The organism is Streptomyces triticagri (assembly GCF_003429565.1).
GTDB classification, from domain to species: domain Bacteria; phylum Actinomycetota; class Actinomycetes; order Streptomycetales; family Streptomycetaceae; genus Streptomyces; species Streptomyces triticagri.
In genome coordinates, this window is the sequence record NZ_QUAK01000088.1 from 32,686 (window position 1) to 57,134 (window position 24,449).

A 24,449-nucleotide genomic window follows, 5' to 3' on the forward strand; every position below is an offset into this window, starting at 1 on the left:
GCCCCCGCCGTGCGCGTCAACACCCGGGCTCAGTGCTGGATCAGGCCACCGACCGGGACCGGAGTCACATGGCCGGTCGGCGGGAGGGTCCGGGCCAGGGCAAGGCCCGTGTCGACCAGCGACGAGCGGTGCAGGCGGGCGACATCGGGGACGGGAGTCCACGCCACCTCGGCGATGTCGTCGTCCGGGTCCGGCCGCAGCGGACGGCTGCCGGTGATGCGTACCCGGTAGAAGATGCCGACGTTCTGATGGTCGGGGCCGCCCGGGACGGCGCGTTCGGCCGCGGGGATCAGCCGGGAGTCCACGCCGAGGAGACGCTCGACCACCGCCTCGCGGCCCGTCTCCTCCGCGACCTCCCGGACGACCGCGTCGAACGGATCCTCTGCGTGCTCGACCCGACCGCCCGGCAGGGTCCAGGTGCTTGTGCCCGTCGCGGGCGCGTGACGGGCGAGCAGCACCTGTCCGTCCGCGATGCACACGGCGTACGCAGCCAGCCGGAAACTCATCCCGCCAATTCCCACACAAGCACCGCGCACACCCCGTCCTCCTCCGCGCCCGTGCCGCGGTAGGCCCTCAGCGCAGGGTCGTTGTCGCGTTCGACGCCGACCCACATGTCGTAGCAGTCGAGGTCGCGGGAGAGGGCGAGGAGGGTGTGGATGAGGGCGGTGGCGAGGCCGCGGCGGCGGTACGGCTCGGCGACGCCCAGTTCGTAGAGGCACATCTCGACGCCCTTGTCGGGATGCAGCATCTCGATGCCCGTGATGAAACCGACCGGGATGCCGGGCGGTGCGTCCGGCGCGTACGCGAGGAACATGTGGTGGCCCGGCGCCGCCAGGAAGCGCCGGGTGGCCTCCGGGTACGGAGTGGAGTCGAAGAGCTCCGGCGCCGCGAGCACCTCCTCGACGGTCGTGGCCCGGCGGATGTCGTGCTCCTGGCGACCGGTCCCGTGCTCGGGGCGACCGCTGTCGTGACCCGTTTCACTCTCAGGATTCACAGGGTTCATGGCCGTGTTCGTACCACGGGTGCGGTACGCGAGGCAGGTCATATACGCCTCCGGGAGGTGGACGGGTTCCGCCCGGCGGGGGCAGTGGATGTCCGAGGTCGCCCGTACGGTTGAGCGCATGGATCTCCGATTGCCCCGGCCGCCGGCCGCCTGGCTGCACGGACGGCGGCTCGTCGCGACGCTCGCCGTCCTGCTCGTGCTGATCGGCGCCGGCACCTGGACGGCCGTCGCCACCGGCGGTGAGCCCGAGGTGCGGCGCACCGACCAGCTGCTGCGACACGACGGGGTGCGCATCGACACCTCGTACTTCACCTCGGGCCCCGCGGGCGAGAAGCGGCCGGCGGTCCTGCTCGGGCACGGCTTCGGCGGCAGCAAGGACGACGTGCGGGAGCAGGCCGAGCAGCTCGCCCGCGAGGGGTACGCGGTGCTGACCTGGTCGGCCCGCGGCTTCGGCCGCACCACGGGGAAGATCGGGCTGAACGACCCGAAGGCCGAGGTCGCCGACGCCTCCCGGCTCATCGACTGGCTGGCGAAGCGCCCCGAGGTGCAGCTCGACAAGGGCGGTGACCCGCGGGTCGGCATGAGCGGCGCCTCGTACGGCGGCGCGGTCGCCCTGCTGGCCGCGGGGTACGACAAGCGGGTGGACGCGATCGCCCCGCAGATCACCTACTGGAATCTGGCGGACGCACTGTTCCCCGACGGGGTGTTCAAGAAACTGTGGGCCGGGACGTTCTTCTCGGCCGGCGGCGGCTGCAAGAACTTCGAGAAACAGCTCTGCGAGATGTACGAGCGGGTCGCGGTCTCCGGGAAGCCCGACGACAAGGCGCGCGACCTGCTCGAAGCGCGCAGCCCGTCCGCGGTCGGCAGCAAGATCAATGTGCCCAGCCTGATCGTGCAGGGCCAGACCGACTCGCTGTTCCCGCTCGGCCAGGCGGACACCATGGCCAAGACCATCGGGGACAACGGCGCACCGGTCGCCGTCGACTGGATCTCCGGCGGCCACGACGGCGGGGACGGCGAGCAGGACCGGATCACCGGTCGCGTCGGCGCCTGGTTCGACCGCTATCTGAAGGAGGACACCTCCGCCGACACCGGGCCGGCCTTCCGCGTCAGCCGGGCCGGAGGCGTCGACTCCACGGACGGCAGGACACAGCTGCGGGGCGCCACGGACTCCGCGTACCCGGGTCTGGACAGCGGCGATCGGGCGATCGCACTCGGCGGCGGCACGCGGACCTTCGAGAATCCGGCCGGCGCGGGGCCGCCGGCGATCTCGGGAGTCCCCGGAATCACCGGCGGTATGACGCAGCTCAGCGCGCTCGGCATCGGCGGTCTGTCGATGGACTTCCCCGGCCAGCACGCCCGTTTCGACTCCCAGCCGCTCGACCGCGACCTGCGGATCACCGGCTCGCCGACGGTCACCGTGCGGGTCGAGTCGAGCCGCGAGGACGCCGTGCTGTTCGGCAAGGTGTACGACGTGGGGCCGAAGGGCACCGAGCAGGTGCTGCCCTCCCAACTCGTCACGCCCGTGCGGGTGGCGGACGCCGGGAAGGGCAAGGACGTCGAGCTGACGCTGCCCGCGATCGACCACGAGGTGCAGGCCGGTCACCGGCTGCGGTTCGTCGTCTCGGCCACCGACCTCGGGTACGCCTCGCCGGCGGAGCCCGCCACGTACAAGGTGACGCCGCAGAGCGACCTGCATGTGCCGACCGCGCCGAGCGTGACCAATGAGGCGACGCCCGTGCCCGCCTGGGTGTGGATCGCCCCGCTCGGCGCCGCGGCGGTGGCGGCCGGTCTGCTCGTCACCGCACGGCGTCGCACGGCGAGCCCGCCACCGGATCCCGCGCTCGCCGAAGTGCCCCTGCAGATCACCGACTTGAGCAAGAAGTACGCGAAGAAGTCGGAGCGGTACGCGGTCAGCGACCTCTCCTTCCGGGTGGAGAAGGGCCAGGTCCTCGGCCTCCTCGGGCCGAACGGCGCGGGCAAGACCACCACCCTGCGCATGCTGATGGGCCTGATCCGGCCGGACGGCGGCGAGATCCGCGTCTTCGGGCACGCGATCCGGCCGGGCGCGCCGGTGCTGTCCCGGGTCGGGGCGTTCGTGGAGGGCGCCGGCTTCCTGCCGCATCTGTCCGGCCGGGAGAATCTGGAGCTGTACTGGCAGGCCACCGGCCGCCCCGCCGAGGACGCGCACATCGAGGAGGCGCTGGAGATCGCCGGGCTCGGTGACGCCCTCTCGCGCGCGGTCCGCACGTACTCGCAGGGCATGCGGCAGCGGCTCGCCATCGCCCAGGCCATGCTCGGCCTTCCGGACCTGCTGATCCTGGACGAGCCGACCAACGGCCTCGACCCGCCGCAGATCCGCGAGATGCGCGAGGTGATGATCCGGTACGCGGCGGGCGGCCGCACCGTGATCGTCTCCAGCCATCTGCTCGCCGAGGTCGAGCAGTCCTGCACCCACCTCGTGGTGATGGACCGCGGCCGTCTGGTGCAGGCCGGGCCGGTCGCCGAGATCACCGGGTCCGGCGAGACGCTCCTGGTCAGCACCGAGGTGCCGCCGCAGGAGGCGCTGGTCGGCAAGGTGGACGCGCTGCCCGGGGTGGGCTCCGCGGTCGCCGTGGACGGCGGGATGCTCGTCCGGCTCGACGGCGCCTCGGTGCCGGTGCTGCTCGCCGAGCTGATACGCCTCGACGTGCCGGTCACCGCTGTCGGGCCGCACCGGCGGCTCGAGGACGCGTTCCTGACTCTGATCGGAGGCTCCGCGTGAGCACGCTCACCGAGTCCGCACCCGGATTCCGGCCGGGCCGCACCCTGCCGCTGCGGGTGGAGGCGGTGCGCCAGTTGAAGCGGCGGCGTACCCAGGTGATGGGCCTGGTCCTTGCGCTCCTGCCGTTCGTGCTCGTGGCCGCCTTCGCCATCGGCGGTACGCCGGAGGGCAATCCGCAGCGCGGTCCCTCGCTGATGCAGACGGCCACCGAGTCCGGTGCGAACTTCGCCGCGACCTGTCTCTTCGTCTCGGCGGGCTTCCTGCTCGTGGTGCCGGTGGCGCTGTTCTGCGGGGACACCGTGGCGTCGGAGGCGAGCTGGTCGTCGCTGCGGTATCTGCTGGCGGCGCCGGTGCCGCGAGCCCGGCTGCTGTGGAGCAAGCTGGCCGTGGCGCTCGCCTTCAGTGCGGCCGCGATGGTGCTGCTTCCGCTGGTCGCGCTCGTGGTGGGGACGGCCGCGTACGGCTGGGGGCCGCTGGAGCTGCCCACCGGCGGAGGTCTCGCGGCGGGCGATGCGGCCTGGCGGCTCACCGTGGTGGTCGGCTACGTCTTCGCGTCCCAACTGGTCACCGCCGGGCTCGCGTTCTGGCTCTCGACCAAGACGGACGCCCCGCTGGGCGCGGTCGGCGGTGCGGTCGGACTGACCATCGTGGGCAACGTCCTGGACGCGGTCACCGCCCTGGGCGACTGGCGCAACGCGCTGCCGGCGCACTGGCAGTTCGCCTGGGTGGACGCGCTGCAGCCACGGCCGGAGTGGGGCGGGATGCTGCAGGGCACGGCGGTCTCGGTGACGTATGCGCTGGTGCTTTTCGCGCTTGCGTTCCGGGCGTTCACCCGGAAGGACATCGTGTCCTGAGAAACGCGGCAGGGTCCTGACCCGCGCGCCTCGTGGCGGCCGGATGGCGCGACGCGTGGCCGTGTCGCGCGAGTCGTGGCCGATGTGCGTAACCGGCCGTGTCGCCGAATCGAGATCGTTCCGATACCGCGGAGGCGGCTCCGGCTCGGCCTCCCGTTCGTCACAGTGCCATGCACAGGCGAACCGAGGGGGACGGGATGCGGGACGTACGAGAAAGGGTCCGGCGCGGGCGGCGCGCACGCAGGGGGCTGCTCGCGGCGGTGCTCGCGGGCGGGGTCCTGCTGACGGGCTGCACGAGCGGCGGGGGCAACAGTGCGGCGAAGGACTCGGGCGCGCGGGAGGGCGCCGGCGCGCCCGCGCCCGACGTGCCCCGGCCCGCCCAGTCGGCGGGCCCGGACGGGGCGCAGCAGGACGGCAATCAGGACACGGCACGGGGTGCGGCGCCGCCACCGGACTATCTGTCCACCTTTGCGCTGGACGTGGACACCGCCTCGTACGGCTACGCCCGGCGCACCTTGGAGCGTGGCCGGATGCCTCAGCCGTCGACGGTACGGCCCGAGGAGTTCGTCAACAGCTTCCGGCAGGACTACGAACGCCCGGACGGCAACGGCTTCTCGGTGTCCGTGGACGGGGCCCGCGCGCCGGGCGGCGACGACTGGTCGTTGCTGCGGGTCGGGCTCGCGACCGCGGCGCCGAAGCCGAGCAGCAAGCGGCCGCCGGCGGCGCTGACCTTCGTCATCGACGTGTCCGGGTCGATGGCCGAGCCGGGCCGGCTCGATCTGGTCAAGAAGTCGCTCGGCATCATGACCGACCAACTGCGGCCGGACGACTCGGTGTCGCTCGTGACGTTCAGCACCGAGGCGGAGACGGTGCTGCCGATGACCCGGCTCGGCGACCACCGTGGCCGGGTGCGGGACGCGGTCGACTCGCTGTCGCCGCAGGACTCCACGAATCTGGACGCGGGCATCCAGGAGGGGTACGAGGTCGCGGTCGAGGGGCGGAAGAAGGGGGCGACGAACCGGGTCGTGCTGCTGTCGGACGCGCTCGCCAACACGGGGGACACCGGCGCGGACGCCATTCTGGAGAAGATCTCCACGGCTCGGCGGGAGCACGGGATCACGCTGTTCGGGGTCGGCGTGGGGAGCGACTACGGGGACGCGCTGATGGAGCGGCTCACCAACAAGGGTGACGGGCACACGAGTTATGTGTCCGACATCGACGAGGCGCGGAAGGTGTTCTGCGACGAGCTGCCGGCGCACATCGATCTCAAGGCGCGCGATGCGAAGGCGCAGGTCGCGTTCGACCGCAGGACGGTCGAGAAGTTCCGGCTCATCGGGTACGACAACCGGCAGGTCGCGGACGAGGACTTCCGCGACGACCGGGTGGACGGCGGGGAGGTCGGGCCCGGGCACACGGTGACCGCGTTGTATGCGGTGCGGTTGAAGGCGGGGGCGGTGGCCTCCGGCGGGAAGGTGGCGACGGCTACGGTGCGATGGCTCGACCCGAAGACCCGGGAGGCGTCGGAGGAGTCCTCGGGGATCGAGGCGGGGGCCCTTCGGGAGAGTGTCTGGGAGGGGGCGGATCGCAACTTCCAGGTGGCTGTGGTGGCGGCGTACTTCGCTGACGCGTTGCGGGCGCGGGGGCCCGTGGAGGATGGGGGTGAGTCGCCCCGGGGCGGAGGGTCGTCGCGGGATGACGGTGCTGCCGGGGAGATGCGGGGGCCGTTGCCCGGGGCGCTCGGGTTCGGTGAGTTGGCCGAGCGGGCTCGGGGGTTGGCGGAGTCGTCCTCGGACGACGCTGTGCGGGGGCTCGCTGAGGCGGTGTCGCGGGCGCGGGATCTTGGGGTGTGAGGTTGCGTTCGGCGTCCGGGCCGGGGTCTGTGTGTGCCAGGCCCCGGCCCTGGGGGCCTTGTCCTCAAACGCCGGACGGGCTCAAGTCGGCCCTGGCGGGCCTCGTCCTCAAACGCCGGACCGGCTGAAAGATGTCCTCAATCGCCGGACGGGCTGAGGGTGGGCCCCGGACGGGCTGAGGGTCGCCCCGGACGGGCTGAGGGTGGCCCCGGACCCGCTGAAGGATGTCCTCAAGCGCCGGACGGGCTGGAAGTGCGGGGCTGGTTGAAGCGGAGCATGTTGCCCGAGGGGTCTCGGAAGGCGCAGTCGCGGACGCCGTAGGGCTGGTCGACCGGCTCCTGGAGGACCTCGCCGCCGGCCGCGCTGATCCGCTCGAAGGTGGCGTCGCAGTCGTCGGTCTCGAAAAGGACGCCGCGCAGCAGACCCTTGGCGAGCAGTTCGGCCATGGCCTGCCGGTCCTCGGCCGAGGCGTTCGGGTCGGCGAGCGGCGGCTCGAGGACGATGCTGACGTCCGGCTGCGCGGGGGACCCGACCGTCACCCAGCGCATCCCCTCGAAGCCGACGTCGTCGCGGACCTCGAGCCCGAGGATGTCCCGGTAGAAGGCGAGGGCCTTGTCGTGGTCGTGGACGGCGATGAAGCAGGTGGAGAGTTTGATGTCCATGCGCTTCACGCTACGGCCGACGCCCCCGCTTCGCTTCTCCGTTCCTGACCGGTACGTCGCCGCCGGGTCCCTTTGCCGCCGGCCCGTTCCTGACCGGCCGCGTGGCGTACTTCGCGACGCACGGCGGCACCGCCTCGCCGTACTGGTGGTCACGGGCCCGGTACGTGCTCGGGCTCTCGCCGACCAGTTCGGTGAAGCGGGAGCTGAAGGACCCGAGCGACGTACAGCCCACCTCGAAGCACACCTCGGTGACCGACAGATCGCCCCGCCGGAGGAGTGCCTTGGCCCGCTCGATACGCCGCGTCATCAGATAGCTGTACGGAGTCTCCCCGTACGCCGCGCGGAAACTGCGCGAGAAGTGGCCGGGCGACATCAGTGCGCCCTTGGCGAGCGCGGGCACGTCGAGCGGCTGTGCGTACTCGCGGTCCATGCGGTCGCGGGCCCGCCGCAGCAGGACCAGATCGTCCAGATTCACCCGTCCACGATCGCACAGCCCACCGACCGCGGCGGGGTCCGCGGGCGTCCCGGCCGGGATCTTCGCGAACTGTCGTCCGCCCCATTGATTTCTCCTTACGCATGAGTAAGTTGACTTCTGCGTAAAGAACTTGGGAACACCGCCGTACAGCACTCGGGAACACCGCGCAGCACGGAAGCCACCGGCGTCGCGGGCGACGGACACAGGCCGACAACGGAGCCGACCATGGGCGTACGCAAGGATCTGAAACGGGCGAAGCAGCGCGGCGACCTGGCGTCGCGGGTGCGGACCGAGCTCGTACGGGAGGACGGCCGGGTGCGCGAGGTGCGCACCGCGAGCCTGGTGGAGCGGCCCACGGCGGGCACCGTCGCGGACATCCCGTACGCCAACGCGGCCGAGGCCCCGGCCGCGGTCGTCCTGCACCGCAAGGACCCGACCGGCGACCAGGCCGAGCACGGCGGCTGGCGCCCCGTCACCGCCGAGACCTTCGCGCGCGAGGTGACCGCCGCCGCCAAGGGCCTGATCGCGGCCGGCCTGGAGCCGGGCGGCCGGGTCGCCCTGATGTCCCGCACCCGCTACGAATGGGCCGTACTCGACTTCGCGATCTGGGCCGCCGGAGGTCAGAGCGTCCCCGTGTACGCCACCTCGTCGGCCGACCAGATCAGCTGGATCGCCGAGGACTCCGGTGCACAGTTGATGATCACGGAGACCGCCGAGAACACCGCGACCGCGACCGCCGCCACGGCCGGCCTCGCCGCACCCCCGCGGATCCTCGAGCTGGACTCCGGCGCGATACCCGAGCTGGTCTCGCTCGGCCGTGAGGTGTCCGACGAGGAGGTCACCAAGCGCCGCACCGCCCTCACCCCGGACACCGTCGCGACCCTCTGCTACACCTCCGGGACCACCGGCCGGCCCAAGGGCTGCGTGCTCACCCACGCCAATCTGCACGCCGAGGCCGCCAACACCGTCGAGCTGCTCCACCCCATCTTCAAGGAGGTCACCGAGCAGATCGCGTCCACGCTGCTGTTCCTGCCGCTGGCCCACATCCTCGGCCGCACCCTGCAGATCGCCTGCATGCTGGCGCGGATCGAGCTCGGCCACTGCCCGAGCATCAAACCGGACGAGCTGCGGCCCGAACTCCGGTCGTTCCGGCCGACGTTCGTGGTCGGGGTGCCGTACCTCTTCGAGCGGATCCACGACACCGGGCGCGCCACCGCCGAGAAGCTCGGCCGCGGCGCCTCCTTCGAGCGGGCCGACCGGATCGCGGTGCGCTTCGGGCAGGCACACCTGGACAAGTTCCTCGGCCGCGGCCCCGGTCCGTCGATCGGCCTCAGCCTCGCCTGGGCGCTGTACGACCTGCTCGTCTACCGCCGCGTCCGCAAGGAGCTCGGCGGCCGCCTCAGTTATGCCATCAGCGGCGGCTCCCCGCTCGACGCCCGCCTCAGCCTGTTCTTCTACGCCGCCGGCATCGTCGTCTACGAGGGCTACGGGCTCACCGAGACCACCGCCGCGGCCACCATCACCCCACCGCTCAGGCCGCGCCCCGGCACCGTGGGCCTGCCGGTGCCGGGCACGGCCGTGCGGATCGCCGACGACGGGGAGGTGCTGATCAAGGGCGGCATCGTCTTCGGCTCGTACTGGGGCAATCCGGAGGCCACCGGGCAGGTCCTGCGGGACGGCTGGTTCGCCACCGGCGACCTCGGGGCGTTCGACGACGAGGGCTATCTGACGATCACCGGGCGCAAGAAGGACATCCTGGTCACCAGCGGCGGCAAGAACGTCTCGCCCGCCGTCCTCGAGGACCGGCTGCGCAGCCGCCCGCCGGTCGGCCAGTGCATGGTCGTCGGGGACAACCGCCCCTACATCGCGGCCGTCGTCACGCTCGAACCCGACGCGGTCGCGCACTGGCTGGCCGTACGCAAACGCCCCGCGGACACCCCGATGTCCGAGGTGATCCGCGACCCGGAGATGACCGCGGACGTGCAGAAGGCCGTCGACTACGCGAACCAGGCGGTCTCGCGCGCCGAATCCATCCGCTCCTTCACCCTCGTCGAGGGCGAGTTCACCGAGGACAACGGCCTGCTCACCCCGTCTCTGAAGATCAAGCGGCGAGCGGTCGCCGACGCCTACGCCGCCGAGATCGAGGGCATCTACCGTGGCTGACGCCCCGAGGACCGCCGGTACGGAGGGCGACGGGAACACGGACCTCGACTACGACGTGCTCGTCGTCGGCTCCGGATTCGGCGGCTCGGTCACCGCCCTCAGACTCACCGAGAAGGGCTACCGGGTCGGTGTCCTGGAGGCCGGCCGCCGCTTCACCCGCGACACCCTGCCGCGCACCTCCTGGTCCCTGCGCGACTACCTGTGGGCGCCACGCCTCGGACTGCACGGCATCCAGCGCATCCACCTGCTGCGCAACGTCATGGTCCTGGCCGGCGCCGGAGTCGGCGGCGGCTCCCTGAACTACGCCAACACGCTCTACGTACCGCCGCCCGCCTTCTTCCAGGACCGCCAGTGGTCCGCCGTCACCGACTGGCAGGACGAACTCGCCCCGCACTACGACCAGGCGCTGCGCATGCTCGGCGTACGGCAGAACCCGACGGTCACCGAGGCCGACGAGCATCTGCGGGCCACCGCGGGGGAGATGGGGGTGCCGGACACCTTCCGGCTCACCCCGGTCGGGGTCTTCTTCGGTGACGGTGCGGACGCCGGGGGAGAGAGCCGGGCCGAGCCCGGTGCCGAGGCCGCCGACCCGTACTTCGGCGGCGTCGGCCCGGCCCGCAGGGCCTGCACGCAGTGCGGATCGTGCATGACGGGCTGCCGGGTGGGCGCCAAGAACACCCTCACCGAGAACTACCTCTACCTGGCCGAACGGGCCGGCGCGGTCGTCCACCCGCGCACCACGGTCACCGAGGTGCGCGAGGCGGCCGGCGGCGGACACGAGGTGACCGTCACCCGCACCGGCCGCGGGCGCCGCGGCCGGCGGGTGCTGCGTGCCCGGCACGTCGTCCTCGCGGCCGGCACCTACGGCACCCAGACCCTGCTGCACACCCTGCGCAAGCGCGGAGTACTGCCCCGGCTCAGCGACCGGCTCGGCGAGCTGACCCGCACCAACTCCGAGGCCCTGGTGGGCGCTCTGACCACCCCGCGCGCCTACCGCCGCAGCGGCGGCAGCGGCAGCCCCGACTTCACCCGCGGTGTCGCCATCACCTCGTCCATCCACCCGGACGCCACCACCCACATCGAGAACGTCCGCTACGGCAAGGGCTCCAACCTGATGGCGCTGCTGTGCGTACCGCAGTACTCGCAGCGGATACCGAAACCGGTGGCCGCCGTGCTCGCCTTCGCCCGGCACCCGCTGGTGGTCGCCCGTACCGTCACCACCCACCGGTGGTCCGAGCGGACCATCATCGGCCTGGTGATGCAGACTCACGACAACTCGCTGACCACCCGGCTCGGCCGGCGCGGCCGGCTCACCGCCGACCAGGGGCACGGCAGCCCCAACCCGGTGCACATACCGGAGGGTTGGCGGGCCGCGGGCCTGATCGCCGACCGGATCGGCGGGCTCGCGGGCACCAACCTCGGCGAGCTGCTCGGGCGACCCCTCACCGCCCACTTCCTCGGCGGCTGCCCGATCGGTGCCACCCCCGAGGACGGTGTGGTCGACCCGTACCACCGGCTCTGGGGGCACCCCGGGATCTCGGTCGTCGACGGCTCCGCGGTGTCCGCGAACCTCGGGGTCAACCCCTCCCTGACGATCACCGCACAGGCCGAGCGCGCGATGTCCCTGTGGCCCAACAAGGGCGACCGGGACCCGCGGCCCGAGCAGGGCGCCCCGTACGCACGCCTGCCGCCGGTCGCGCCGGTCGCGCCCGTGGTGCCGGCGGGGGCGTACGGCGAGCTGCGGGGCGCCCCGCCCGGCCGCGACGGCAGTTGAAGACAGGCCCTAAGTGCTCGCCGTGAGCCCCGCGTACACCACCGTGTTCCCCGAGTACGTGCCCTCGGCGCGCGAGTACGTGCCGCCGCAGGTGATGACGCGGAGCTCGGGGCGGCGGGCCTGGCCGTAGACCTTCTCGTCGGGGAAGGTGTCGCCGTCGTGCAGTTCGACCGCCTCGACGGTGAAGACTGCGGTGCTGCCGTCGTCGCGGTCCACCTCGATGGTGTCGCCGCGCTGCAGGGCGCCGAGCCGGAAGAACACCGCGGGCCCGGTGGCCGAGTCCAGGTGTCCGACGGTGACCGCGGTGCCGCGGGCGCCGGGCGTCGTGCCGCCCGCGAACCAGCCCGCGGACTCCGGACGGTCGGGCGGCGGCACATCGAGCCGGCCGTCCGGCGCAAGGCCGAGCCCGGTCATCGGCGCGTCCACCTGGATGCTGGGGATCCGGATGCGCAGCGGCCGGGCGGGCGCCATCGGCTTCGCCGTGCCGGCCCGCTGCTCGCCGGCCTGCGCCGCGGCCGGCCGCGGCGGGCCGTCCTGTGCCCGTACGCCCTCGGTCATCAGCCAGGAGCCGACGAGAATGCCGAGCGCCGTGATGCCGGCCAACGGGGCCTTGATGCGGNCGTACGCCCTCGGTCATCAGCCAGGAGCCGACGAGAATGCCGAGCGCCGTGATGCCGGCCAACGGGGCCTTGATGCGGGGAGCCTGATCTGAGGAGCGCACGCGCTCACCTCCGCTGGGATGCCGGTCGGGATGCCGGTCGGTCGGGATGGGCGGGGCGCGCACCGCGCGGTGGCCGCCCCGGGCTCCGCGTGCGGACCGGGGCGGCGCGCGGAGTGGTCAGGAGGAGGAGTCCCGGCGGCGCCGGCGGAGGATCAGCCAGGTGCCGGCCGCCCCGGTGGTCAGGGCGAGTGCGGCACCGCCGGCGATCTGCGCGGTGGCGTCCCGGTCCGCGCCGCCGAGACCACCCATGACCTGGCCGGTCGGTGCGGTGGGTGCGGTCGGTACGGGCGTCGGGCTGCTGGTCGGTGAGCTGGTGGCCGTCGGGGTGGGCGTGGGGGACGGGGAGGTGGCGGAGCCGCTGACCGTCACCCGCTGCGAGCCGGCGGCGCCGCCGTCGGAGCAGATCACCGCGACCGTGTAGGTGCCGGCGGCGACCGACGTCCAGGTGGCGGTCCGGGGCGAGCCGTCGCCGAGTGCCTCCTGCTTGCCGCCCGCGAACGTGGCGTTGCCGCCGCCCATCAGGGCCGCGGTGCCGCCGGTCGGGCAGTCGGTGGTGGAGACCCGCACGGTGCCGGCATCGGACGAGACCTCGATGCCGGGATCGGCCCGGGCGGGGCTTGCCGCGAGCAGCAGGGCGAGCGGGGTGGCCAGGACGGTGGGGACTGCGGCGAGGACCAGGCCACGCCTCGGGGCGGTACGCCCGGATATTCGTATGGTGCGCATGAACACCCTCCACGGAGCCCGGGTGGCGGCACCACAGTGGCGCCGCCCGAACGGGAAGGACCCGTGCTCCGTGCTGTCGAGCCAAAGCGCTGCACGCGCGCCGCGCACCCCGTGAGGGCTCCGGGGTGCCTGTCGGGGTGACACGATCCGCCGGATGGCGGTGTCGGGCACCCCTGCCGAAAGGGGCCGGCGGTCAGGCCCGTGTGTACGCGAGCACCTTCCCGTCCGGGAACTCCCGCAGCAGCTTGCCGCCCTCCGCCCGCAGCGTCGAGGAGTCGCCGGTGGCGCAGTCGCCCGAGGACGCGGTGCGGTCCACGGCCGGCGGCGCGACCCGGATCGGACCGTCCTCGCCACCAGCCGAGACCAGGTCCATGCCCGCCTCGCAGTGCATCGCCCCGCCGTCCGACACCAGCTGCGCCGCCGGGCTGCCGACCGCCTTCTGCCGCACCGTCATCCGCTGGGTGCCGCCACCGGGCAGCGGCCGCTGCCACTTGCCGAGTACCCCGTCGGGGAGCCGTTCGGGCTTGTCGACGCGGTGCAGCTGGGCGGTCCGGCCGGCCGCGCTCCACCGGAGGGTGCCGCCGTCGCCGGGCGCGAGGGTGTGCTCGCCGAGCGCCGAGCACTTGTCGTCCGGGACACTGCGGACGACCTTGGTGTCGAGCCGTACCGAGCGGGTGCCCGCCTCGCCGCCCTTCCCGGCCAGCGTGCCGTCGCTGGTGCAGGCGTACGTCCGGCCGAGGCTGATGCTGGTGGCGACGACCTCGCCCAACTGCCCCTTGGAGATGACGAATCGGCGGTACTGGCCGGTGGGCTGCCCGTCGCGCTCTACCTCGCCCGCCCAGGTGCCGACCAGTTCGGCGGGCACGTCGGAGGCGGGACCGGTCTCCTTCGTGTCGTCGGCGAACGGGCCGAGCCCGGCGGCCGCCGTGCCGAGCACCGCGGCGGCGACCACGGCGGCCGCCACCGCGGTGACCTTGAGCAGCCGGCCGCGGCGCCGCGGGGGCTCCGGGTACGCGGAGCCGCTGTCGTACCCGGGGTCCGGCCGGCCGAGCTGCGGCAGCACCGTCGTACCGGCCTCGGAGCCGAGCGGCGGGGTGGCGGCGCCCGGTGCTGCCGCGGGCGGGGCGGCCGGCTCCGTGGAGGCCGGGGTCGCATGCGGCGGCGTGTCCGTGTCGAGCAACTTCACCGCGCTGCGCCCCAGTTCGGCGATCAGACGGGCCGGAAGCCAGGGCGGAGACGAGGTGGCCGTGGCCACCGGCTGCACCTCCTGGACGATCTCCTCGGGCCGCGGCCGGTCCGCCGGATCCTTGGCGAGACAGCGGGCGATCAGGCCCCGCACCGGCTCCCCGATCCCGCCCAGATCGGGCTCCTCCTCGGCGATCCGGTACATCACCGCATGCAGCCCGCCGGCCCCGCCCCCGCCGAACGGCGTCCGCCCGGTCGCCGCGAAGGCCAGCACCGCGCCCATGCAGAACACATCGCCGGCCGGGCCGAGTTGCTCACCCTTGACCTGCTCGGGCGACATGAAGCTCGGCGAACCGACCACCATCCCGGTGCGGGTCAGGGTGGACTCGGGCACCGCGTCCAGGGCCCGCGCGATACCGAAGTCGATCACTCGGGGGCCGTCGATGGTGACCAGGACGTTGGACGGCTTCAGATCGCGGTGGACGAGCCCCGCGCCATGGATGTCGAGCAGCGCGCCGGCCAGACCGTACGCGAGCGTGCGCACCGAGATCTCCGGCAGCGGCCCGTGCCCCGAGGGCGAGACCACCGCGTCGAGCGACGGACCGGCCACATAACCCGTGGCCACCCAGGGTGTCTCGGCCTCGGTGTCCGCGTCGAGCACGGGTGCCGTCCAGCGTTCGCCGACCCGACTGGCCGCGGCGACCTCCTGCCGGAACCGCTCCCGGAACTCGGGCTGCGCGGCCAGTTCGGCCTTGATGACCTTGACGGCCACGGTGCGGCCGCCCGGCGAACGGGCCAGATGCACGTCCCCCATCCCGCCCGAACCCAGCTTCCGCAACAACCGGTAGCCGCCGATCGCCCCGCCGGCGGCGGTCCCGGTGCCGTCCCCGTCGCCCTCAGCCGCCGCGGTCATCCCGTTCCCCCTCGTTCTGTCACTGCTCGCCCCGTGCACACGCTCCGGCCCACTCTCCGTCACGAAGGTCACGAGGCGGCTGAGGGCGGGCGTCTGTTTGATGCGGAAAGCGTGGGGGCGAGGTGGAGGAGGTGCAGGGAGCGGGAGTTGAGGGGGCGGGACGGTTCAGTCGCGCGGTGCGGCCTGCGCCGGCAGTGCCGCGTTCCCGGTCAGGAACAGCCGGATGCGGCCCTCGTCCTCCGCTTCCACCGCCACCTGCTGTCCCCAGTGGTCGGTGAGCCGCCGGGCGACGTCCACCAGACGCCGGCGCTCCTCGGTCGTGTACGCGGGGAATCGGGCCCAGCCCCGCTCGGCGACCTCACGGCCGAGTTCGTGGAACAGCGTGCTGCGCACCCGCTGCTCCTCCTCGTCGGTGAGCGGCGTCACGACCGGCTCGGCGGGCTGCACACGGACGTTGTAGAGGTCCCGGACGATCATCTCTGGCTCGCAATCAGGCTTACGGGAAAGGGCGTCGGTGGTGGCGGCGCGACCAGGTTCAGCCGCTCTGCGAGGTCCGCAGGGTCGAGCCGCGGACCACCAGCTCGGGCTGCAGGACGACGGAACGGTGCCGGTGGTCGTCCGCGTCCTCGGCGGTCTCCTCGATCAGCAGCTCGGCCGCCGCCCGGCCCATCCGCTGGGCCGGCCGCCGCACCGAGGTCAGCGGCACCACCGCGGCCGCCGCGAACTCGATGTCGTCGTAGCCGACGATCGCAAGGTCCCGTGGCACCCGCACGCCCGCCGCGTACATCGCCTGCAGCACGCCGAGCGCGAGCAGGTCGTTGGCGCAGAACACTGCCGTCGGACGCTCCGGAAGGCCGAGAAGCCGGGCGCCCGCGTCGATACCGGAGGCCACGTCGAGCCGTGCCGACTCCACCAGATGCAGTGCGTCATCGGGCAGTCCGGCCTCGCGCAGCGCGGCCAGCGCACCGGCGTGCCGGTCGCGGCACTGCGGCAGCCGCATCGGACCGCTGATGTACGTCACCCTGCGGTGGCCCGCGTCCAGCAGGTGCCGCACCGCGAGGGTGCCACCCATCACGTCGTCCACGGACACCGAGCAGCCCTCCGCCGCCGGCACCTCCCGGTCCACATGCACATACGGGATGCTGCGCCGCTCGATGTCGCCGAGGCCGCGGCCCGTGGTGTCGGCCGGGGTGACCAGGACGCCGCGGACCCGCTGCTCGGCGAAGAGCGACAGGTAGTAGTCCTCCTCGGCGGTGCTGCCCGCGCTGTTGCCGAGCATCACGCCGAGCCCGGCCTCCCGGGCGGCGGCCTCCGCGCCCTTGGCGACAGCGGCGAAGAAGGGGTTGGCCATGTCGAGCACCAGCATGGCGAGCATCCGGCTGCTGCCGGCCCGCAGCTGCCGCGCGGACTCGCTGCGGACGAAACCGATCCGCTCGATCACCGCCCTGACCCGGTCCCGGGTCTCCTCGGCGACCTTCTCCGGCCGGTTGAGCACATTGGAGACCGTGCCCACGGACACTCCTGCGAGCCGAGCCACTTCCTTGATGCTCACCGCTTGCGCCACGCGACCCGTCCCGCCTTCCTGCCCGGCCCCCGGTGCGGTCCGGGGCCCGGCGGGCCATCCTAGGCCGTGCGCCGTGCGGGACGGGGGCGGGTGCCGCGGGTCAGGCGGGCGGACGCAGTCGTGCCGCCGCCCGGGCCCAGGGGCCGAGGTCGCCGGACGGGTCGTACCGTACGAGTGGCTGGGTGCTGCGCAACAGGCCCCGCAGCTGCGGGAGTTCGCCCTGTACCGCGCCGGCCGCCCGGGCCTGGACCAGGACGTTCCCGAGCGCCGCGGCCTCCGCAGGGCCCGCCACCACGGGCAGTCCGCAGGCCTCGGCGGTCATCCGGCACAGCAAGGCGTTCTGCGCCCCGCCGCCGACGATGTGCACCACGTCCACGTCACGACCGGAGAGCCGCCGCGCGTCGTCGACGGCCCGCCGGTGTGCCAGCGCGAGCGAGTCGACCACACAGCGGGTGTACTCGGCGGGTGTCTCCGGCGCGGGCTGTCCCGTGCGGCGGCAGGCCGCGGCGATCCGCTCCGGCATCCTGCCGGGCGCCAGGAACTCCGGATCGCCCGCGTCCACCACCTGCCGCAGCAGCGGCAACTTCGCTGCCTCGTCCAGGAGTTGACCGAGATCCTGCGGATGCCCCGCGGCCTCCCAGTCGCGCAGGCACTCCTGCAGCAGCCACAGGCCCATCACATTGCGCAGGAAGCGGACCGTCCCGTCGACCCCCAGCTCGTTGGTGAAATTGGCGCGCCTGCTGTCCTCGGTCAGCACCGGCGCGTCCAGTTCCATACCGGCCAGGGACCAGGTGCCGGTGGCGATGTACGCGAAACGGGGGCCGGACGCAGGGACCGCCACCACGGCCGACGCGGTGTCGTGCGACCCGACCGCGGTGACCGGCACCGGACCCTCGAGCCCCGTCTCCGCCAGCACCTCGGGCAGCAGCTCACCGGCCGGATCGCCCGGCCCGCGCAGCGGAGCGAACAGACCGAGGTCGATCCCAAGCCGCTCCGCGACCGGCCGCGACCAGTCGCGGGTGCGAGGGTCGATCAGCTGGGTGGTGGAGGCGTTGGTGAGCTCCGTGCCCGCCACGCCGGTCAGCCAGTACGCGAACAGGTCGGGGACCAGGAGCAGCCGCCGCGCCGCCTCGAGCGCGGGACCGCCCTGGGCGGCGGTCAGTTGGTACACCGTGTTGAACGGCAGCTCCTGCAGACCCGTCGCCGCATACAGCTCCGCCCGAGGAAGTACCCCGGCGACCCGCTCGGCGACCCCGTCCGTACGGGAGTCCCGGTAGTGCACCGGATTGCCGAGCAGCGCCCCGGTGGCATCGAGCAGCCCGTAGTCGACGGCCCACGAGTCGATGCCGACGCTCGCGGGCGGCCGGCCGGCCAGCTCACCCGCCCGGCGCAGGCCGTCCAGAACACCCCGGTACAGGGCGAGCACGTCCCAGTGCAGGGTGCCGTTCGTACGGACCGGCCGGTTCGCGAAACGGTGCGCCTCGGTCAGCTCCAGTACGCCGTCGCCCCGGCCGCCCCCGCCCCGTCCGCCCCGTACGCGTCCGACCATCACCCGGCCGCTGGAGGCGCCGAGGTCCACGGCGGCGAACGGAAGGGGAGCGGCGGAAGGGGAGTGCACGGTCACGGACACCTCGCGAAAAGGCCTGCAGGGGACGGGAGTCGATCAACTTGGCCGGGGCGGGGACGGGCCCCCGCGGCTCACCGCAGGAACGCCGCCGCCACCCCCGCGTCCACCGGGATCAGCAGCCCCGTCGTATGACTGAGATCGCCGGCCGTCAGGGCGAACACCGCATTCGCCACATGCTCCGGCAGCACCTCCCGCTTGAGCAGGGTGCGCTGGGCGTAGAACTCGCCGAGCTTCGACTCCTCCACCCCGTACACGGCGGCTCGCTGCGCACCCCAGCCGCCCGCGAAGATCCCCGAACCGCGCACCACACCATCCGGATTGACGCCGTTCACCCGGATCCCCTGCTCGCCCAACTCGGCCGCGAGGAGCCGCACTTGATGCGCCTGGTCGGCCTTGGTCGCCGAGTAGGCGATGTTGTTGGGCCCCGCGAACACCGCGTTCTTGGACGCGATGTACACGATGTCGCCGCCGAGGCCCTGCTCGCCCATGATCCGCGCCGCCTCCCGGGACACCAGGAAGGAGCCGCGGGCCATGATCGAGTGCTGCAGGTCCCAGTCCCGTGCCGAGGTCTCGAGCAGCGGCTTGGACACCGAGATGCCCGCGTTGTTCACCACCAGGTCCACGCCGCCGAAGGCGAGCGCCGCGGCCCGGAACGCCTCCGCGATCTGCTCCTCGGAGGTGACGTCCACGGTGACCGCCAACGCCCGGTCGGGGCCGCCCAGTTCCTCGGCCACCCGCCCCGCCGAGTCCGCGTCCAGATCGGCGACGACCACACAGGCACCCTCGGCCGCGAGCCGCCCCGCGATCGCCCGCCCGATGCCCGAACCGGCCCCGGTCACCAGCGCCACCCGCGCCGCGAGCGGCTTCGGAGCCGGCATCCGGCGCAGCTTGGCCTCCTCCAACTCCCAGTACTCGATGCGGAACTTCTCCGACTCCTCGATGGGGGAGTACGAGGACACGGCCTCCGCGCCGCGCATCACATTGATCGCGTTGACGTAGAACTCGCCCGCCACCCGGGCCGTCTGCTTGTCCTTGCCGAAGCTGAACATGCCGACGCCCGGTACGAGCACGATCGCCGGGTCCGCGCCGCGCAGGGCCGGCGAATCGGGGCCCGCATGCCGCTCGTAGTACGCCCGGTAGTCCTCGCGGTAGTCCGCGTGCAGCTCCTTGAGGCGCGCCACCACCTGCTCGACCGGGGCGGTCGGCGGCAGGTCGAGGACCAGCGGGCGGACCTTGGTGCGCAGGAAGTGGTCCGGGCAGGAGGTGCCGAGCGCCGCGAGCCTCGGGTGCTCGGCGCGCGAGACGAAGTCGAGGACGACGTCGGAGTCGGTGAAGTGCCCGACCTGCGGCCGGTCGGTGGCCGCCAGACCACGTACCACCGGCGCCAACTCGGCGGCACGGGCACGGCGTTCGGCCTCGGGCAGCGGCTCGTACCCCTCGATGACCGGACCGAACGGCTCGGCCGCACCCCGCACCGCGAGGAAGGCCTCCGCGGTCCGGATGATGTGCAGCGAATTGCGTTCGCAGGCCTCGCTGGTCTCGCCCCAGGCGGTGATGCCGTGCCCGCCGAGCACACAGCCGATCGCCTCCGGATGCGCCTCCTTGACCGCCGCGATGTCCAGACCGAGCTGGAATCCGGGCCGCCGCCACGGCACCCACACCACCTTCTCGCCGAAGCACTCGGCGGTCAGCTTCTCGCCGTCGGCGGCGCAGGCCAGCGCGATCCCCGAGTCCGGGTGCAGATGGTCGACATGGGGCGCATCGACCAGACCGTGCATCGCGGTGTCGATGGACGGTGCGGCGCCGCCCTTGCCGTGCAGACAGAAGTCGAACGCGGCGACCATCTCGTCCTCGCGCTCCTCGCCCGGATACACCCCGGTCAGGGCGCGCAGCCGGTCGAGGCGCAGCGCGGCGAGGCCGCCCGCCGTCAGGGTGCCGAGGTCGCCGCCCGACCCCTTGACCCACATCAGGTCCACCGGGTCGCCGGTGACCGGGTCGTCGGCGGTGCCCTTCGCGGAGGTGTTGCCGCCCGCGTAGTTGGTGTTGCGCGGATCGGAGCCGAGCCGGTGCGAACGGTCGAGCAGCTGCGCGGCCTCGGGGTGGAGGCCGTCCGGGGAGTCGGTCATGGTGTCCCTCAGGTCGGTGGGGATCAGGTCGGTGGGGATCTGGCCGGTGGGGATCGGGTCCGCTGTACGGGTACGACGACAGGCCGGGGCAGGGGCAGGGGGCGTGGCTCAGGCCCCCCAGCCGGCCTGCTCACCGCCCACCCGGTCCTTGACGATGCGCTCGGCCCAGCCGGAGGCGCGGTACGCGGCCAGGGGGTCCGCGTCGGCGCCGATCGAGCTGCGCGCCTCGGCGACCAGCGGGCGCACATCGGTGTTGAAGGCGTCCATCAGGACCGCGTTGGCGCCGAGCACGTCACCCTCGCGCTGCGCCGCGGCCAGCGCGTCCGCGTCGACGAGGAGCGCCTTGGCGGTGGCCTCCTGGACATTCATCACCGAGCGGATGATCGCCGGGATCTTGGGCTCGATGTTGTGGCACTGGTCGAGCATGAACGCCGTGTCGGCGGTGAGCCCGCCGCCGCGGATCACCTCGTACATGATCCGGAACAGCTGGAACGGGTCGGCGGCGCCGGCCATCAGGTCGTCGTCGGCGTAGAAGCGGGAGTTGAAGTCGAAGCCGCCGAGCCTGCGCTCGCGAAGCAGCAGCGCCACGATGAACTCGATGTTGGTGCCCGGTGCGTGGTGCCCGGTGTCCACCACGACCTGCGCCTTCGGTCCGAGCTTGAGGCAGTGCGCGTACGCGGTGCCCCAGTCGGGCACATCGGTGGCGTAGAAGGCGGGCTCGAAGAGCTTGTACTCGAGCAGCATCCGCTGGTCGTCGCCGAGCCGTGCATAGACCTCGGCGAGCGCCTCGGCGAGCCTGCCCTGGCGGGCCGAAAGGTCGTCCTGGCCCGGGTAGTTGGTGCCGTCCGAGAACCACAGCTTGAGGTCGCGCGACCCGGTGGCGTCCATGATGTCGACGCAGTCGAGCAGATGCCGCACCGCCTTGCGGCGCACGGCCGGATCGGGATTGGTGACCGAGCCGAGCTTGTAGTCGTCGTCCTGGAAGACGTTCGAGTTGATGGTGCCGATCCCGACGCCGAGCCCGCGCGCATGCTCGGCGAGCGCCGCGTAGTCGTCCACGCGGTCCCACGGGATGTGCAGCGCGACGGTCGGCGCGACTCCGGTGTGCAGGTGCACGCGCGCGGCGTCCTGCAGCTTCTCCTCGGGCGTACGGGGCACGCCGGCCTGTGCGAACACCTTGAAGCGGGTGCCGGAGTTGCCGTACGCCCACGACGGGGTCTCGATGGTCTGGGACGTGAGGGCGGACTGCACGGCGGATACGGCGGTCATGAATCAGCACTCCCAACTGAATCGTTTCATCCATGGAAGCTAGGGGACCCCAACTGACCTGTCAAGAGTGCGGGTTCGCCCGGTCGACGAGCTCTGCTCGCCGGTACGCACGGTGATCCCCTGGAATCGTGTGCGCCGCCCCGTTGACGGCGCCGGGTGTGCGCGTCTAGCTTCCGTTGCTCCCCACTTGAAACCTTTCATGGCGGTGAGCGCTGCATGCAACGTGTCTGTTTCCTCCTGAAGGTCCGGGCTGACCGCGTCGACGAGTACCGGGCCCGGCACGAGGCCGTCTGGCCCGAGATGCTGGCTGCGCTGACCGCTGCGGGGTGGCGCAACTACTCGCTGTTCCTGCGCGAGGACGGACTGCTCGTCGGCTATCTGGAGCCGCCGGACGGCACGTCCTTCGAGGAGGCCCGTGCGGCCATGGCGGCGACCGAGGTCAATGCGCGCTGGCAGCGGGAGATGGCGGAGTACTTCGAGGCGCTCGACGGTGCGGGACCGGATGCGGCCATGCGGCCGCTGACGGAGGTGTTCCATCTGGCTTGAGACCGCCCGTGCCTCCCCGGTGCGGGGCGGAATCCGGGGCGGCGGCCTGGCGGCGGCCTGCTCCGCGTCGCGGACCAGGAGTGCGATCCGGAGCCGGTCGCCGCCCTCCAGTTCGGCGAAGAGCCTTCCGGTGTGCGCCTTCACGCGTTCTGGTCGCGCAAGGGGAGGGAGGAGCCGGTGCGGATCCCGGTGCGGATCAAGGGCAGCGGCCCGCCGAACGTGCTCATGATCCAGAACGAGCGCGACCCGGGCACCCCGCTGTGTCGAAGACGCCACGGTGGACTTTCTGGTGACCGGGAAGCGTCCGGCTGCGGATCGCTCCTGCCCGGCCGAACCGGGCGAGTGACCCCGGAGTCAGGCCCGGCCCGAGGCCAGTGCCTTGTGGAGGAGCTCCGCGTACTCGGCGGGGTGGGTGGTCAGGCCCGTGTGGCCGCCGGGGAAGTGGAGGAGCTCCGTGCCGAGGCGGTCGGCGAGGAAGGCCGCCGGGCGGTGGGGGAGTTCGCCGCGTGATTCCCGGCCCGCGGCGAGCACCAGTCGGTCCGACAGCTCGTCGAGGCGCCGTATGTCGGGGGCGTACGACATGAAGGCGGGCACGATGCGTCCGACGAAGTACGGCAGATTGGCCATCGTCCGCTCGGCGCGCGCGGCCGCCTCGGGCGGGAGTTCGAGATCGGGTTCCTGGGCCGGATCGCCGGAGTCGTCGGCGGGCTGCTCGGTCAGGCCCGCGGCGAAGACGGCCATCGCCGGCATCAGGCCCTCGGCGCGGAGCGTCTCCTGGACACGGGCGATCAGGGCGCGGTGGTCCGCCGCATCGGGCAGGACCTCCACCACGGGCGGTTCGTGCGCGACGAGCCGCTCGATGCACTCGGGGCGGGAGCTGAGCAGTTCGAGGGCGGTGATCGCGCCCGAGCTGGCCCCGAAGACCCGGGCCCTCTCGCCGGGGGCGAGGGACTGCAGGAGCGCGTATGCGTCCTCCGCGTGCCGGGCGACCGTCTGCTCGGCCGCCGGGTCGTCCAGCGGGCTGCGGGACAGGCCGCGCGGGTCGTACGTCGCGACCGTGTACTCGGTGGCGAGGTCGTCCGCGATCCCGTCGTAGGAGGCGGAGTCGCCCGCGCCGCCGGGGATGAGCAGCAACAGCGGTCCGCTGCCGCGCACTTCGTGATGCAGGGTCGCGCCGTCCACGCGCAGGCTGTGGATGGTCGGGGCGGTCATGGCGAGTCTCCTTCTCGGGCCGGGGGCCAGTGCTCCAGGAGGGTGTGCAGGGCGTCGAGGGCGCGGACCCAGGAGTCCTGCGCGGGGCGCGCGTGCGCGAATCCGCCCGCGGCCTCCAGGGCCACGAATCCGTGGAACGTGCTGCGCAACAGCCGTACCGCGTCGGTCAGATCGGGCTCCGCGAGGCCGTAGCCGCGCAACATGCCGTAGGTGAGCTCGACCGCGCGCCGTGGTCCGGGTGCGTCCGCGGCGAGTTCCGGGTCGATCCGGATCGGGGTCTGGGTCGCCAGATAGCGGCCCGGGTGCCGGTGAGCGTACTCCCGCCAGGCGTCGGCGTACGCGAACAGCGCGTCCCTGCCCGCGAGTCCGGCGGTCGCCTCCGCGATGCGCAGGGTCTTCTCGTCGGCGGCCAGCAGGGCGATGCGCCCGCGCAGGTCCTCGAGGCCTCGCACGTGCGAGTAGAGGCTGGCGTCCTTCACGCCGAGACGCCTGGCGAGGCGCGACATGGTCACCTGGTCGAGCCCGGCCTCGTCGGCCAGCTCGGCACCGGCGAGCGTCACCCGGTGTGCGGTCAGCCCTGCGCGTGGCATGCCCTGCCCGTCCTGTCGGTCCCACCTTTTCCTAGCAACTCTAGGTATAACCTAATGGCCCTAGGTTCGCAAACAGAATGGTGCGGGAGGGCGGTCAAGGACCTGATGGAGTACGGGAGTTGGGCGGGGCGACTCCTTGTCGTCACCGCGGGTATGGACTACCGTCCGGCGGCTCGCGTTCGCTCTGAGCGCTCGTGCCATCGATCCGCGCGGGGGTCCCGCCGAAGGCGGCGCCGCGCATGCCGTCACGCGACCGAGGAGTGTCCATGGCCCCAGAGGTTGTCCGGAACGTCCCGTACGGCGCCCGGCCTCGCCGCAGGACCGTCGTCCAACTGGCCGCGACCGCCGTGGCCGTCACCGCGGTCCTCGCCCCGGCCGCGGCGGCCGCACCGCAGTCGGGCGGCGGCGGGTCGGGCGGCGGCGGGCCG

Annotated in this window: 20 protein-coding genes; 6 read left to right on the forward strand and 14 right to left on the reverse strand. The window is 72.8% G+C overall.

Annotated elements, in window-relative coordinates; genetic code table 11:
- Positions 1-29: 29 nt before the first annotated feature.
- Together DY218_RS16620 and DY218_RS16625 are read right to left on the reverse strand one after the other, a co-directional pair.
- Positions 30-506, reverse strand: a complete 477-nt coding sequence (locus DY218_RS16620) for an NUDIX hydrolase (protein WP_128556827.1) — start codon at positions 504-506, stop codon at positions 30-32.
- Positions 503-1,003, reverse strand: coding sequence for a GNAT family N-acetyltransferase (locus DY218_RS16625; protein ID WP_128556828.1), 501 nt, complete (start codon positions 1,001-1,003; stop codon positions 503-505). The genes DY218_RS16620 and DY218_RS16625 overlap by 4 nt, the downstream gene beginning before the upstream one ends.
- Before the next feature lie 118 nt (positions 1,004-1,121).
- Here DY218_RS16625 and DY218_RS16630 point away from each other — a divergent pair, with 118 nt between their 5' ends.
- The 3 genes from DY218_RS16630 (at position 1,122) to DY218_RS16640 (ending at position 6,471) form a co-directional block, all read left to right on the forward strand.
- Entirely contained in the window at positions 1,122-3,767 is a 2,646-nt protein-coding gene (locus DY218_RS16630) for an alpha/beta fold hydrolase (RefSeq protein ID WP_128556829.1), read from the forward strand.
- The gene (locus DY218_RS16635; RefSeq protein ID WP_128556830.1) at positions 3,764-4,621 is read left to right on the forward strand and encodes an ABC transporter permease; all 858 of its coding nucleotides are present in this window, start codon (positions 3,764-3,766) and stop codon (positions 4,619-4,621) included. The genes DY218_RS16630 and DY218_RS16635 overlap by 4 nt, the downstream gene beginning before the upstream one ends.
- 170 nt (positions 4,622-4,791) lie before the next feature.
- Positions 4,792-6,471: a vWA domain-containing protein gene (locus tag DY218_RS16640; RefSeq protein ID WP_407703636.1), complete on the forward strand. Its 1,680-nt coding sequence runs from the start codon at positions 4,792-4,794 to the stop codon at positions 6,469-6,471.
- A gap of 230 nt (positions 6,472-6,701) precedes the next feature.
- Here the strand turns inward: DY218_RS16640 and DY218_RS16645 are convergent, their stop codons facing one another.
- Together DY218_RS16645 and DY218_RS16650 are read right to left on the reverse strand one after the other, a co-directional pair.
- The gene (locus tag DY218_RS16645; protein ID WP_128556831.1) at positions 6,702-7,133 is read right to left on the reverse strand and encodes a VOC family protein; all 432 of its coding nucleotides are present in this window, start codon (positions 7,131-7,133) and stop codon (positions 6,702-6,704) included.
- A gap of 10 nt (positions 7,134-7,143) precedes the next feature.
- Complete coding sequence (locus DY218_RS16650; RefSeq protein WP_233521642.1) at positions 7,144-7,608, reverse strand: helix-turn-helix transcriptional regulator; 465 nt, start codon at positions 7,606-7,608, stop codon at positions 7,144-7,146.
- Positions 7,609-7,833: 225 nt separating this feature from the next.
- Here DY218_RS16650 and DY218_RS16655 point away from each other — a divergent pair, with 225 nt between their 5' ends.
- Together DY218_RS16655 and DY218_RS16660 are read left to right on the forward strand one after the other, a co-directional pair.
- Entirely contained in the window at positions 7,834-9,771 is a 1,938-nt protein-coding gene (locus DY218_RS16655) for an AMP-dependent synthetase/ligase (RefSeq protein WP_128556832.1), read from the forward strand.
- Positions 9,764-11,545, forward strand: a complete 1,782-nt coding sequence (locus DY218_RS16660) for an FAD-dependent oxidoreductase (protein WP_128556833.1) — start codon at positions 9,764-9,766, stop codon at positions 11,543-11,545. Before DY218_RS16655 ends, DY218_RS16660 begins: the two co-directional genes overlap by 8 nt.
- A gap of 9 nt (positions 11,546-11,554) precedes the next feature.
- Here the strand turns inward: DY218_RS16660 and DY218_RS16665 are convergent, their stop codons facing one another.
- The 8 genes from DY218_RS16665 to rhaI form a co-directional block, all read right to left on the reverse strand.
- A complete protein-coding gene (locus DY218_RS16665) occupies positions 11,555-12,103 on the reverse strand; it encodes a class F sortase (protein WP_199566757.1) in 549 nt (182 codons plus the stop codon).
- A gap of 280 nt (positions 12,104-12,383) precedes the next feature.
- Entirely contained in the window at positions 12,384-12,989 is a 606-nt protein-coding gene (locus tag DY218_RS16670) for a hypothetical protein (RefSeq protein ID WP_128556835.1), read from the reverse strand.
- A gap of 193 nt (positions 12,990-13,182) precedes the next feature.
- Positions 13,183-15,087 (reverse strand): serine/threonine-protein kinase, encoded by a 1,905-nt coding sequence (locus DY218_RS16675; RefSeq protein ID WP_128556836.1) that lies wholly within the window; start codon positions 15,085-15,087, stop codon positions 13,183-13,185.
- A gap of 165 nt (positions 15,088-15,252) precedes the next feature.
- Complete coding sequence (locus DY218_RS16680) at positions 15,253-15,564, reverse strand: hypothetical protein (protein ID WP_233521644.1); 312 nt, start codon at positions 15,562-15,564, stop codon at positions 15,253-15,255.
- 58 nt (positions 15,565-15,622) lie between these two features.
- Positions 15,623-16,651 (reverse strand): LacI family DNA-binding transcriptional regulator, encoded by a 1,029-nt coding sequence (locus DY218_RS16685; RefSeq protein WP_128556837.1) that lies wholly within the window; start codon positions 16,649-16,651, stop codon positions 15,623-15,625.
- A 100-nt stretch (positions 16,652-16,751) separates the two neighbouring features.
- Positions 16,752-18,200 carry a rhamnulokinase gene (locus DY218_RS16690; RefSeq protein WP_128556849.1) on the reverse strand — a complete coding sequence of 483 codons (1,449 nt, stop codon included), beginning with the start codon at positions 18,198-18,200 and terminating at the stop codon, positions 16,752-16,754.
- A gap of 149 nt (positions 18,201-18,349) precedes the next feature.
- A complete protein-coding gene (locus tag DY218_RS16695) occupies positions 18,350-20,404 on the reverse strand; it encodes a bifunctional aldolase/short-chain dehydrogenase (RefSeq protein WP_128556838.1) in 2,055 nt (684 codons plus the stop codon).
- Positions 20,405-20,512: 108 nt separating this feature from the next.
- Entirely contained in the window at positions 20,513-21,673 is a 1,161-nt protein-coding gene (gene rhaI / locus DY218_RS16700) for an L-rhamnose isomerase (protein WP_128556839.1), read from the reverse strand.
- Positions 21,674-21,889: 216 nt separating this feature from the next.
- Here rhaI and DY218_RS16705 point away from each other — a divergent pair, with 216 nt between their 5' ends.
- Positions 21,890-22,219, forward strand: coding sequence for an L-rhamnose mutarotase (locus tag DY218_RS16705; RefSeq protein ID WP_128556840.1), 330 nt, complete (start codon positions 21,890-21,892; stop codon positions 22,217-22,219).
- A gap of 354 nt (positions 22,220-22,573) precedes the next feature.
- Here DY218_RS16705 and DY218_RS16710 read toward each other — a convergent pair whose 3' ends face one another.
- Both DY218_RS16710 and DY218_RS16715 read right to left on the reverse strand, forming a co-directional pair.
- On the reverse strand, positions 22,574-23,431 hold the full coding sequence (locus DY218_RS16710; RefSeq protein ID WP_128556841.1) for an alpha/beta fold hydrolase: 858 nt from the start codon (positions 23,429-23,431) through the stop codon (positions 22,574-22,576).
- Positions 23,428-24,021 (reverse strand): TetR/AcrR family transcriptional regulator, encoded by a 594-nt coding sequence (locus DY218_RS16715; protein WP_128556842.1) that lies wholly within the window; start codon positions 24,019-24,021, stop codon positions 23,428-23,430. The genes DY218_RS16710 and DY218_RS16715 overlap by 4 nt, the downstream gene beginning before the upstream one ends.
- Positions 24,022-24,449 lie beyond the last annotated feature (428 nt).

What these genes read in the sequence shown, in the direction of transcription:
- DY218_RS16620 (WP_128556827.1), bottom strand. Translation starts at nt 506, where the DNA reads ATGAGTTTCCGGCTGGCTGCGTACGCCGTGTGCATCGCGGACGGACAG.
- DY218_RS16625 (WP_128556828.1), bottom strand. Translation starts at nt 1,003, where the DNA reads ATGAACCCTGTGAATCCTGAGAGTGAAACGGGTCACGACAGCGGTCGC.
- DY218_RS16630 (WP_128556829.1), top strand. Translation starts at nt 1,122, where the DNA reads ATGGATCTCCGATTGCCCCGGCCGCCGGCCGCCTGGCTGCACGGACGG.
- DY218_RS16640 (WP_407703636.1), top strand. Translation starts at nt 4,792, where the DNA reads ATGCACAGGCGAACCGAGGGGGACGGGATGCGGGACGTACGAGAAAGG.
- DY218_RS16645 (WP_128556831.1), bottom strand. Translation starts at nt 7,133, where the DNA reads ATGGACATCAAACTCTCCACCTGCTTCATCGCCGTCCACGACCACGAC.
- DY218_RS16655 (WP_128556832.1), top strand. Translation starts at nt 7,834, where the DNA reads ATGGGCGTACGCAAGGATCTGAAACGGGCGAAGCAGCGCGGCGACCTG.
- DY218_RS16665 (WP_199566757.1), bottom strand. Translation starts at nt 12,103, where the DNA reads ATGACCGAGGGCGTACGGGCACAGGACGGCCCGCCGCGGCCGGCCGCG.
- DY218_RS16670 (WP_128556835.1), bottom strand. Translation starts at nt 12,989, where the DNA reads ATGCGCACCATACGAATATCCGGGCGTACCGCCCCGAGGCGTGGCCTG.
- DY218_RS16675 (WP_128556836.1), bottom strand. Translation starts at nt 15,087, where the DNA reads ATGACCGCGGCGGCTGAGGGCGACGGGGACGGCACCGGGACCGCCGCC.
- DY218_RS16680 (WP_233521644.1), bottom strand. Translation starts at nt 15,564, where the DNA reads ATGATCGTCCGGGACCTCTACAACGTCCGTGTGCAGCCCGCCGAGCCG.
- DY218_RS16690 (WP_128556849.1), bottom strand. Translation starts at nt 18,200, where the DNA reads ATGGTCGGACGCGTACGGGGCGGACGGGGCGGGGGCGGCCGGGGCGAC.
- DY218_RS16695 (WP_128556838.1), bottom strand. Translation starts at nt 20,404, where the DNA reads ATGACCGACTCCCCGGACGGCCTCCACCCCGAGGCCGCGCAGCTGCTC.
- rhaI (WP_128556839.1), bottom strand. Translation starts at nt 21,673, where the DNA reads ATGACCGCCGTATCCGCCGTGCAGTCCGCCCTCACGTCCCAGACCATC.
- DY218_RS16705 (WP_128556840.1), top strand. Translation starts at nt 21,890, where the DNA reads ATGCAACGTGTCTGTTTCCTCCTGAAGGTCCGGGCTGACCGCGTCGAC.
- DY218_RS16710 (WP_128556841.1), bottom strand. Translation starts at nt 23,431, where the DNA reads ATGACCGCCCCGACCATCCACAGCCTGCGCGTGGACGGCGCGACCCTG.
- DY218_RS16715 (WP_128556842.1), bottom strand. Translation starts at nt 24,021, where the DNA reads ATGCCACGCGCAGGGCTGACCGCACACCGGGTGACGCTCGCCGGTGCC.